Source organism: Mycobacterium nebraskense, from assembly GCF_002102255.1.
Taxonomy (GTDB): domain Bacteria; phylum Actinomycetota; class Actinomycetes; order Mycobacteriales; family Mycobacteriaceae; genus Mycobacterium; species Mycobacterium nebraskense.
On record NZ_LQPH01000141.1, the window covers coordinates 1 to 10,410 of the forward strand.

General features: G+C 64.9%; 11 protein-coding genes. 4 read left to right on the top strand and 7 right to left on the bottom strand.

Features of this window, described 5'->3' with window-relative positions; translation table 11 throughout:
* Nucleotides 1–664: 664 nt before the first annotated feature.
* From AWC17_RS19215 to AWC17_RS34030, 3 genes are all read left to right on the top strand, one after another.
* A complete protein-coding gene (locus AWC17_RS19215; protein ID WP_046185186.1) occupies nucleotides 665–2,701 on the top strand; it encodes a putative alpha/beta hydrolase in 2,037 nt (678 codons plus the stop codon).
* A 73-nt stretch (nucleotides 2,702–2,774) separates the two neighbouring features.
* Nucleotides 2,775–3,236 carry a hypothetical protein gene (locus AWC17_RS19220; RefSeq protein WP_046185187.1) on the top strand — a complete coding sequence of 154 codons (462 nt, stop codon included), beginning with the start codon at nucleotides 2,775–2,777 and terminating at the stop codon, nucleotides 3,234–3,236.
* Between the two features lie 54 nt (nucleotides 3,237–3,290).
* Entirely contained in the window at nucleotides 3,291–3,590 is a 300-nt protein-coding gene (locus AWC17_RS34030) for a hypothetical protein (protein ID WP_082123092.1), read from the top strand.
* Nucleotides 3,591–3,678: 88 nt separating this feature from the next.
* On the opposite strand, the gene AWC17_RS19230 is transcribed toward AWC17_RS34030, so the two are convergent.
* The 6 genes from AWC17_RS19230 to AWC17_RS19255 form a co-directional block, all read right to left on the bottom strand.
* Entirely contained in the window at nucleotides 3,679–4,179 is a 501-nt protein-coding gene (locus AWC17_RS19230; protein ID WP_046185188.1) for an Rv2253 family sensor-like surface protein, read from the bottom strand.
* Between the two features lie 101 nt (nucleotides 4,180–4,280).
* Complete coding sequence (locus AWC17_RS32780; RefSeq protein WP_197083460.1) at nucleotides 4,281–4,424, bottom strand: hypothetical protein; 144 nt, start codon at nucleotides 4,422–4,424, stop codon at nucleotides 4,281–4,283.
* A 233-nt stretch (nucleotides 4,425–4,657) separates the two neighbouring features.
* Nucleotides 4,658–5,926, bottom strand: coding sequence for an amidohydrolase family protein (locus AWC17_RS19240; RefSeq protein ID WP_046185190.1), 1,269 nt, complete (start codon nucleotides 5,924–5,926; stop codon nucleotides 4,658–4,660).
* A gap of 14 nt (nucleotides 5,927–5,940) precedes the next feature.
* Nucleotides 5,941–7,155 carry an amidohydrolase family protein gene (locus AWC17_RS19245; RefSeq protein WP_046185191.1) on the bottom strand — a complete coding sequence of 405 codons (1,215 nt, stop codon included), beginning with the start codon at nucleotides 7,153–7,155 and terminating at the stop codon, nucleotides 5,941–5,943.
* Between the two features lie 3 nt (nucleotides 7,156–7,158).
* Nucleotides 7,159–7,962, bottom strand: a complete 804-nt coding sequence (locus AWC17_RS19250) for an acetoacetate decarboxylase family protein (RefSeq protein WP_046185192.1) — start codon at nucleotides 7,960–7,962, stop codon at nucleotides 7,159–7,161.
* The gene (locus AWC17_RS19255) at nucleotides 7,959–8,897 is read right to left on the bottom strand and encodes an SDR family oxidoreductase (protein ID WP_046185193.1); all 939 of its coding nucleotides are present in this window, start codon (nucleotides 8,895–8,897) and stop codon (nucleotides 7,959–7,961) included. Before AWC17_RS19255 ends, AWC17_RS19250 begins: the two co-directional genes overlap by 4 nt.
* Before the next feature lie 64 nt (nucleotides 8,898–8,961).
* On the opposite strand from AWC17_RS19255, the gene AWC17_RS19260 reads away from it, so the two are divergent.
* Entirely contained in the window at nucleotides 8,962–9,861 is a 900-nt protein-coding gene (locus AWC17_RS19260) for an IclR family transcriptional regulator (protein WP_046185194.1), read from the top strand.
* A gap of 147 nt (nucleotides 9,862–10,008) precedes the next feature.
* Here AWC17_RS19260 and AWC17_RS19265 read toward each other — a convergent pair whose 3' ends face one another.
* On the bottom strand, nucleotides 10,009–10,314 hold the full coding sequence (locus AWC17_RS19265; protein WP_046185195.1) for a hypothetical protein: 306 nt from the start codon (nucleotides 10,312–10,314) through the stop codon (nucleotides 10,009–10,011).
* Between the last annotated feature and the right edge of the window lie 96 nt (nucleotides 10,315–10,410).

The window sequence follows — 10,410 nt, forward strand, 5'->3', positions numbered from 1 at the left end:
TCAGCGCTACCGCGTAACATCACCCACCGAAGCCAGAACCTGCGCCCGCCGATTTACACCGAAATCTGGACGCCACCTCGGCACATGGGCATCCCTCGGGCCACTCAGTGTGGGTGGTATGGAAGGTGGCGACCGCGGCTATGGCGATGATTGCGCTCGGCACCGTCAGCGCCATCGCGGCCGTCGGATGCCGTTCGCTTAGGCCGACGATCCTTGCCGGCGCCGCGAACGCTACCGCGGCCTGCGAATGCCAATCCGGCCGATGACCATACGAGCGGCGGGTTCTGAGGCCGCAACCCATGCAGGCACGCCCATAGGAGTAGCGGGTTTGGAGCCCGCAACCCATGCAGGTGTGGATGGTCATCCGCTTATGATCTCATCGCGGCGAGCGGCCTCGCGGCTGACGCGTTGCCGTACGCCTTGCCGCCGTGGACGATTCGCCGTCTCTTTGCCTTCCCATTGGCCTCCGGGCCGGGTATCGGCTAACACGCACGCCCTTCTGCGCGGTCGCCGCGACGCTTGCCGCCTGCTTAATCGTCAACATTTGAATTGATCCCGCCATCGGCGGTAGTTAGGGTTACACCAGTTCAGAGGGGTGGAACGTGCTTGTCGATGATGGTCCCAGGGGTGGCTGCATCAACAGTCGTGGACATCCGAGGGCACGATGCAGCTCCGCTATATAAGCGTCGGGGCGCTGGTCGCCTTCGCCGGCGGCGACCCTTGGAAGATCAATCGGAGCTTGCAGGCGGGCAACCCGGCGCAGATCGCCAGTTTGGCCGCGGCGTTTCATGCCGCGGGCCGGTCCACCGCGGAGGCCGACCACACATTCGAGCAAGCCCGCAACCGCTTCGATGCGGCCTGGAACCATCAGAATGGCGACCACCCGATCAACGACTCCGATGAAGTCCAGCGCACCGCCAAGTCGCTCGGTGCCCAGTCCGTGCAGTTGCCCAAGATCGGGGCCGATCTGGAAACCATCGCTGCCGCCTTGGCCGAAGCGCAGAAGACCGCCGCCGGCCAGATCGCCGCGTTGGAAGCGCAGTTGCACGTGCTTGACGACATGATCGGCCAGGCCGTCGCGATGGAAAACGATCCGCACCTGAGCGCGGCCGATAGGGACGCACTCAACCAATTCATCACCGCATGCGAAGACGACGCGATCCGCGATACGAAGGCCGCGCTGGTCCAGCTACAGACAATCCGCAGCGGCTACTCAGACATGTTGCAGAAATCCCTGACCACCCTGCGCACCGATGGCTACGACCCGACCGCCATTCAGGGGGTCGACGCGCCCGAATCGCCGCAGCAGGCGATAACGCTTCCACCACCGGGAACGAATGCCGAGGACGTCAATCGGTGGTGGAATACGCTCAGCCCCGATCAGCAGAAGCAACTCATTGCCGACCACCGACCCGAATTGGGCAACCTCGACGGCATTCCGGCCGAGGTTCGCGGGCAGGTCAACGCAGCGGTCATGAACGACGACCTGCACAGGATTGAAGATGTCGCACAACGCTCCGGGATGGCACCGCAATCGCTTCGCGACGACGTCCTCAACGGCCGCAACGACGACATCTTGGCCAACCCCGGAAAATACGGGCTGTCCCCCACCGACGTCACGAGATACCAGAACGCGGTAAAAACCAATCGAGGCATCGAACACGACAGGGGCGACCCCAAGAACCCGCGGCCAGTCATGCTGTGGGCGTACGACCCCACGGCCTTCGGCGGCAAGGGCCGCGCCGCGATCGCGATCGGCAATCCCGACAAGGCGCAGAACACAGCCGTTATCGTGCCCGGCACCAACAGCAGCGTGACGGGCGGCTGGCTATACGACGGTCACAACGACGCCATCAACCTCTACCAGCAGTCGGTCAAGGCAGACCCCAACCACCCCACCGCAGTACTCGCATGGATGGGCTACAACGCCCCCGAATTCGACTTTCAGAACCCCGAGGCGGCCGCCGTCGACCCGTCGAAGTTGCAACAGGTCGGCACACCATGGATGGCACGCTCGGGCGGCGCACTGTTGGCAGCCGACGTCAACAGCCTGGCGGTTACCCATGATGGCTCAATCCCGGCGCACGTGACCGTCATTGGGCACTCCTACGGATCGACGACGGTGGCCGACGCGTTTGCCAACAGCGGTATGCACGCCAACGATGCCGTGCTGATCGGCTGCCCAGGAACCGACTTGGCGCACAGCGCCGCCGACTTCCATCTCAACGGCGGCCAGGTGTACGTCGGTGCTGCCTCTACGGATGCGATTAGCTGGATCGGTGAATCGGGAAGCGCTGCACCCAGCGCGGTCAACGTCGCACTCGGCGGTCCCTTGGGGCAGTTGGCCGGGCTGGGCACCGATCCCGCCCACGCCGGTTTCGGGGCGGTGCGCTTCCGCGCTGAGGTCGCCGGCACCCACAACGCGGTGCCCTGGTTCAGCGACCATTCGCATTACTACGACAGCGGCAGCGAAGCATTACACAACATGACCGAAATCGCCACGGGCCACGGTAATAATCTGGCAAGCGAACAGATGCTGGCACCACTGCGGGACGAGGCGAAAATTTCTACTCCTACCGAGGTACACACGCCCCTTGGAAACATTCCGCTACCACATGTCGAGATCCGCACGCCTGTCACTGTCGACCCAGAATGGGATCGACCGCCGGCAACAGTCACCAGAGACCATGATTTCAAATAGAAGCCGGATCCTGCGATGGACGACGAGGTTAGCGGCGCTGACCGCCGCTTTGCTGTTGGGAGGATGTTCGCTGATGTTCCCCTCTAGACACGACCCCGACCACCCCGAGCATCCACTCTCCGACGAACAAACCCGAGCCCAGGTCATCGACCCGGCAAAACAAATCGTGACAACGGCCGGCCTGCAGAATGTCTCAGCCGTCTTCGGCTGGGAATCATGCAACGACCAGGGCGACCCTCCCTTCCGCGGCCGAGTAGACGTCTCGTTCGATCCGCCCTCAGGTGTCGACCAGGGCGCCTACTTCGACCAGATCGCAAAGACAATGGTGGCCAACGGCTGGTCAGCCGGCGCGCCACCAGGCCAACACTCCTTCGGCGCAGTGATCCACAAGAACGGCGTCATGGCGTCCATCGGTAAGAGCGGCGGCACACTCAAAGCCGGCTCTGTCGAACTATCCGGCGAGTGCCGCAACATGGGCAACCACCGACACGATGGCACCTGGTACGACGTCACCAACGAATTAACCGGGCGATGACTTCCCCACGTCGGCGATCTAGCGGTCCACGACTCCACGCGCGATAATCCCGGCATGCGTTTCATCTATGTCGCCGGCGCAGTCGGCATCGCCATCGCTGTGCTGATGGGGGCATCGTCGCCGGCTCACGCTGACACTGGCGTCAATGGTTACGTTCGTTGCATAGGAGGCGATGCGCAGCCCCCGCCGCCGGGCGTAAGTCCAGAGAACTGGTTTCCCAGCGTTCATGTGATGGCGACGGATCTCGATTCTGGTGTGCCCCCTGACCAAGTAGCTCAAAGATTAGTGGAGATGGGAGTCAAACCGGCCGACGCCGTTACCCGAGTGCAGTGCTTTATAGCCAACAGGCCATAGCTAGCGCAAACCCGGCGATCGTCGTAAAGCGCGCGGAATCCATTGATATCTAACGTAATCCGTGTTCATGGTGCGCGAACGCGTAAATTCACACGCGCTCAGCCTTCATGTCCATGTCGATTGTGCCTTGGCACGCGCCGCTCAAGATGTCGGTGTGCATAATGCCGGCAAGCGACCCGTCGGGTTGGGGCGTGTAGCGCACGGTCGCTCGGGCCGGATTCCATTGGATCGTGGTGTCGGGCATCATGCAGTCCCATTGAAAATCGTTGACTTGCGACCAGGACGTTCCATCCCACGTGAACTGAACCGGCTGGGGAACCGTCGGGTTACTCGGCGGAGGGCCACTGACGATTGTGGCGACGCACTTTCCGTTGGTACAGCTCGAGCGGAAACCGTAGGTCTCGGTGTGCTGCACCTCGGGGTTGCCGACCGCCATGCTGGTCCCGGCCTTCGGACCGACCATGAACGTGATCGCGTACTGGCCGTTCCAGGACGGACTGTCGGCGAAAGCAGTCGGGGAAAGCGACAAGGCGATCGGGAGCGACGCGGCGCATAAATTGACGAAGCTTTTCAAGCCGTCCGGGGCCATCGTTTCTCCTCTGAGTCCGTGACCATTCCCCCAATAGTCGTACCCCGAGCCACCGCCGACAAGCTCTTGGCCGATTGTCTCGGCGTTCCCCGATCCTCGCTTTACCAACCCCACTCGTCAGGATTCAGAACATCCACGGTGAGATCGTTGTCGGCGGGGGCTTTGGTCCCGTAAGCAAAGATGAGCAGGGTGCGGCCGTCGTCGAGCGGTTCAGTCGCTACGACGGTGGCATGCCCGATCCTCATGCGGATCTTGTCTCCGGGCTCCAATTCGTCAACACGTTTCAGGGGCACACTCAACCCATCAGCAGCAGTGAAACTGGTAATCCTGCAGATCCTCTGGTCATCATCGCCATCCTGCCACGGCCTGTAACGCGTCCACCGGCCTTGAAAGCACATTCGCGGAGGCATCGGTTGCGATCGCCTAGGCGCACGGAAAGCGCGTGAAGCTAAGGGGATTCGAACCCCTGACCCGTTCCTCAGTTCTCCACAAGGTCGGGGATGGGCTCCGCGTCCGTCAGCCAGTGGCGCCCGGTCCGGCGGGCCGCCTCCCACTTGGGGATGCTCACGGCATCGTCCTGACCGAGGTCCTCGGGGGTCGGGCCGATGCGCTCGGCCAGCCCGGCGAGGGCACCCAGATCGAACTTGTATATCTCTGCCGCCGCCAGGCCCAGCATCTGCCGGGTCTCCTCGACGGGAATGTCCCAGAAGGAGCGATGCAGCCATTTGCGGGTGTGCGGCCAGGTCCCCTCCGGATGGGGAAAGTCGTTGCCCCACAACAGGTTGGATACGCCGATTTCGTAGCGCCGCGCCAGCTCCCGGCGCTCGGTGGTGGTGGCCCCGATAAAGCAGTTGCGATCGAAGTAGGCCGAGGGCGGCATCGTCAGGTCGCCCTCCATCTGATGGCTCATCTTTTTGGCCGAGTGCTCACGCAGATAGCGCGTGTCCATCAGCCACAGCAGATCGTTGGCCCAAAACGCACCGCATTCCGTGACGCCCCATCGCAGCCGGGGGAAGCGCTCGAACACGCCCGACCACAACGCGAACCACAGGGGCCGGGCACCCCACCAGCGCACCTCGGTGACGTAGATGCCCAGGTGCCCTCCGTACTCCTCCTGCGGGGCGGGACCGGAGTGGGTGTGTATCGGCATCTGCAGGTCCTGGCAGGCGGCCCAGACCTTGTCGTAGCGACGGTCGTGGTAGGGCGGGTAACCGACCCAGCGCGCCGGGATCAGGATCCCGCCCCGCAGTCCGGATTCGGCCGCGCGAGTGATCTCGGCTACCGCGGCGTCGACGTCCGCCAGTATCGGCACGACCGCGACCCCGGCCCTCCGCTCGGGGCTGTGGCTGCACAGCTCGGCCAACCATCGGTTGTGGGCCCGCGCCCCGGCCATCGCGCGCCCCGGGTCCAGGTCGCCCGACTGGCCCAGGCCGGCCCCGAACGGAGCCCCGGCGACCCCGGTGACGGCGTCGGCATCGGGGAAGATGACCTCGCCGACCACCCCGTCGCCGTCGAGCTCTTTGTCCCGCAGAGCGACATCCCAGCCGCCGGCAATGCCCTCTCCATGCTCGGAGAACCACTCTTGCGCGAACTGCTCGTCGATGAATCCGCCGACCTGTGAGGCGGCGATCTTCTCGGCCAGGTAGGCCTCGAAGTCCTCCCGGTATTCGGGGTCGACGTATTCGCGGTATCGCTCGGTCGGGAGCTCGGCGTGGGTGTCAGCGGAGATGATGACGTACGGGTCCACGGAATGTCCTTTCGCTACCAGGTACGGATCGGGTCGGGCTCGAAGGCGGTGCTACTCGCGTCGGCAGGCACGGCGGCCAGGGGCTCGGCAACCTCGGCCACGGTCGGGCCGATTCGGTCGGTCAGCGGCGCGAGCGCCTCGAGGTCGAACCCGTACACCGCCGCCGCATTCCCGCCCACCATCGCCGCCACCTCGGCGGTCGGAACCCCGCTGAAGGTGTGGCGCAGCGCTTCTCGGGTGTAGGGGGCGGTCCCCTCGTAGTGCGGGTAGTCGCTTCCCCACATGATTCGGTCGACGCCGATTCCGTGGCGCTCGGCGCACTCGACGGGACGCATGAAACTGGCACCGACGTAACACTGGCGGGACCAGTACTGGCTGGGCTTGAGGCTCAGTGAGCCGGCGGTGGGCCCGGCGAATCGGGCGATCGCGGAGCCCGCTCGCCCGTACCGGGCCGCCGCGACGTCGAGCGAGTCGAGGGTTGCCGGTATCCACCCGGCACCTTGCTCAGTGAAGACCACGGTGAGGTCAGGATGGCGATCCAGTGCCCCACTGAAGATTAGGTGCCACAGCGCCCGGTGCGCCCACCAGTGCGTCTCGTACACCCACACAGCGAACGAGCTGCCCCACCCGTCCGTCGGGCTGGGACCGGCGTTACCGCCGTGGTGGTTGACCACCAGGCCCGCCTCCGCGCACGCCGCCCAGAGCGGCTCCCAGTGCTCGGCGTAGAGCGGGGGAAGGCCAGTGCCGGGGGCGATCCCGGGCAGCAACACACCGCCGCGCAGCCCAAGCTTGGCGATCTGCGCCAGCTCGGCGATGGCCTCGTCGAGGTCTCCGAGCAGGATTTGGCCCACCCCCGCGCGCCGCTCGGGCGACAACGAGCAGAAGTCAGACAGCCAGCGATTGTGTGCACGCAGGCCGGCCCAGCGCAGCTCGAGCTCCCGGGTGGTCTCCGGTGGAGGGGCGGCCAGGCTCGCATGAGGAAAAAACGGTGGCACGGTATTGGGAAAGATGACCTCCCCCGCGATGCCCTCCCGGTCGAGCTCCGAGTTGCGCCGATCGCTGTTCCAGTTGTGTTCGGCGTCGGCCTCGGCGAGGTCGGCGAACGGGTTGACGTATGTCCTTGCCCAGCTGTCGAATTCGTCCCTGTAGCGGGGATCCAGGTAGTCGCGGTAGTCGAGCAGATCAGCACCGGCGTGGCAGTCCGCCGAGACAACGGTGTACCGGTCCATCGGCTACACCCGCGTCGGCTCGGGCCTGGGGGCGGCGAGCAGCGCCATGTCGTCGTAGCGCTGGTGCACGTACGGCAGCAGCCACTCCTGCGGCACGCGCGCCGCGATCCGACCCACCTGGATGGTGCGCCGGCGACACCATGTGATCGACGTGATCTGGCGGACCGCAACGTCGGCCACCGGGTCGAGAGGGGACTCTCCCAACTCGAGGGTGCCGTCGATCGTCTCCAGCAGCTCGTAGTGTCGGTGGTACTCGCCGTAGACCAGGTGAGGGTCGGTGATGCCGTTGCCGTCGGGGGCGCGCAGGAACTTGAAGTAGAACTCGGTGTTCACCTGGTCGGGAGGCAACTCCGCCGGGCCGGTGATCTGGCCGGCGACCCTGATGAGCTGATAGCCCAACCGGTCAACGGTGGCGGTGACGCGGTCACCGTCTCGCTCCACCTCGATATGGGCCAGTTTCTTTGGCTCTCCGAACGTTTCGCGTCCGCCCGTGACCGACTGTTCGGTGGACTGGGGCATGAAGAGGGGATAGTCGCCCTCGAGTTCGCCGTGCCGGGCGGTCACCGAAAACACCGCCGACCCGAAGGGCGCCATGCCCGCGATGCGGACCCGCTGAACCTGGATTCGCACTATTGGTTCTGCCGCCGGCTCCAGCGGCTTGGGCAGCACCGCCGCGACAATTTCCGGATCAGTGAGGTAGGTGATGGTCACCGCCTCGGTGGCGATGGGCGCCTTGGTGGCATCGATCTCGTGGTCGACTTGCGCCTCGGGTGGGCGAGGACCGTAGCGAATTACGTTGTTGCTCAACGCTTTTCTCCTTCCGTTTTCGAGTCCCTCTCGGCACTTCGGGCGAGGACGTCGACCAGGTAGTCGGGCGCCCCGCGAGCGAGGATGGATGCCGCCTTGCGGCTCACGACCTCATCGGCCGGTGTGGGCGGACCCATCATCCAGAAGCGGCCCGCGCGAATTCCGTCCACCACCTGGTCAGCGACCGTCTCGAGTGGGGTGAACTCGACGTGTGCGCCCGCGGCCTCGAAGCGGGCCACCACCTTTGCCAGCGTCTGGTCGGGCGTGCGACGTTCCTGGGTCGCGGCGTAGCGCTCCGGCCGGTGCCGCCACGACTCCCAGATGCCGGTGTTCAAAAAGCCGCCGGGGAAGAGGACGTGCGCCTGAACCCGCGTTCCTGCCATCTCCAGGTGCGTGTAGAGGCTCTCGGTCAGACAGAGCACCGCGGCCTTGGTCATCGGGTAGACCGCCGTGGCCGGTCCGCCCATGGCCCCCCGGGCGATCGGCGCGAACCCGCCATTACCCGAGCAGGTGTTGACCACGTGTCCTTCGCCCCGCTCGAGCAGCATGGGCACGAACGCCTTGATGCCATGGATGACGCCCAGCACGTTGACGTCGATCCCCCAGCGCCAATCGGCCAGATCGTGCTCCCACATGTACCCCTCGGAGACGCCGCCGGTGCCGGCGTTGTTGCACACCACGTGCACCGCACCAAAGCGAGAGAGCGCCTCCTTGGCCAGTGACTCGACCGAGGAATAGTCAGTGACGTCGGTTAGCACCCCGGCCACCTCGATGCCCTCATTTGCTAGTGCCCGGGTCGCCTTGTCCAGCGGTTCGGCGAGGACGTCGGCCAGCACCACCTTCATGCCCTCTTGACCGAAACGCCTGCCCATGGCCTGGCCGATGCCCCCGGCTCCACCGGTTATGACCGCCACCTTGCCCGGAAGGTCTTTCATTGTGGCCATCGTCACATGGTCGCTTATATCACCGCAAGGAGTCGCATTATGCGACTATTCGCCTATGGCGCCGCGTCCCTCCCCGCAGACCGAGCGGGTCGTGAACCTGTTCGAACAGCTGGCGGGTGATGTGAGCCGGGGGATGACATTGGCCGAGGTGTCGCGTCATTTGAGCGTGCACAAGGCCAGCTGCCACTCGATGCTCTCTGAGTTGCTGCGAGCCGGCTGGCTGCTGCGCGATCCGGTCCGAAAGACCTATCACCTCGGTCCCGCTCTGGTCCGCCTCGGCCGAGAGGCCGCGGGCCGCTATCCGGCCCTGGTGTTGGCCCGCTCCGCGATGGCCGAGCTGTCGGCGGCAACGGGCGCCCACTGCGTTGCCTTCTCGGTGAGCGATGACTACTCCACCGTCGTCGATCAGGTCCGAAGCCGTCACGGCGGCGGTCACCCGATGCCCATCGGCACGCAGTTCCCCCACCGCCCACCGTATGGGGCATCGACCGTTGCCTGGGCCGGGCCAGAGGCTCGGGAGCGCTGGCTGGCCGCCCTGCCCGAGGACGTCCGCGATCGCTACCGCCAGGCCATCGCCACCGCCCAGGAGCGTGGTTACGCGGTCGGTCTTCACCTCCTGCCCGATCTGCGTCTGCAGGAACTGGCGCTGCTCGTGCGTAGTGCCGAGGTCCGTTCCACCCGGCTGAGCCAGCTGGCGCAAGCATTGACCGACGAGCTAATCCACCAGGAGGAATGGTTCCCGGTCAGCCTGTCCCCGGACCGCACCTACGAGGTGAGCCACATCGACTCCCCGATCCTGGCTCCCGGGTCCCGCATCGCCCTGATGCTCAGCCTGGTCCCGAGCGCCGAGCCGATGAGCGGCGCGGCGGTCACCCGTCTGGGGGCGCAGCTCTCTGCTGCGACCCGCCGGCTAAGCGCAGCCTTGGCGGAAGAGTCGGTGGGCCAAATTTGTTGATAGGCAAGGCCTGCCCGGCCGGGGCGCGATAGCCCGCCGAAACGGCATAGGCGAGGGGCATTGCCGCCCAAGATCTTTCGGCTAGGCGGCCTGTTGGTCTCACCGACGGCCTCGTTGAGCGCTGCGGCCAACTCCCGCGAGAGGCACCTAATCCGACGACTTGTCGGAGTCTTCCGAGTCTTTGGAGTCTTCCGCGTCCTTGGACTCATCAGCATCCTCGGAATCCTTGGAATCCTTGGAATCCTTGGCGTCCTTGGACTTGTCGGAGTCCGTCGACTCATCGGTGCCGTCGAGCTTGTCGGCAAATTTCGTCAAGAGCTCGGCTAATTTGCGGGCCTCATCAGATGCCAACGAATCGTCGAATAATCGCTCGTCGCCTTCCGAGACACGCTCAAGGTAAACCGCGTTGTCCTTAATGCCGACGTCCCACCGGCCGCCCTCTTGACGAACCATCATGCCGCCTTCCGACTAGCCCGGATTTTTCGTGGATTATTGTGAGTGTCGGGGTGTAGATACGCGAAAGTGCCTGTCCTGCAAGGGATAATTGGA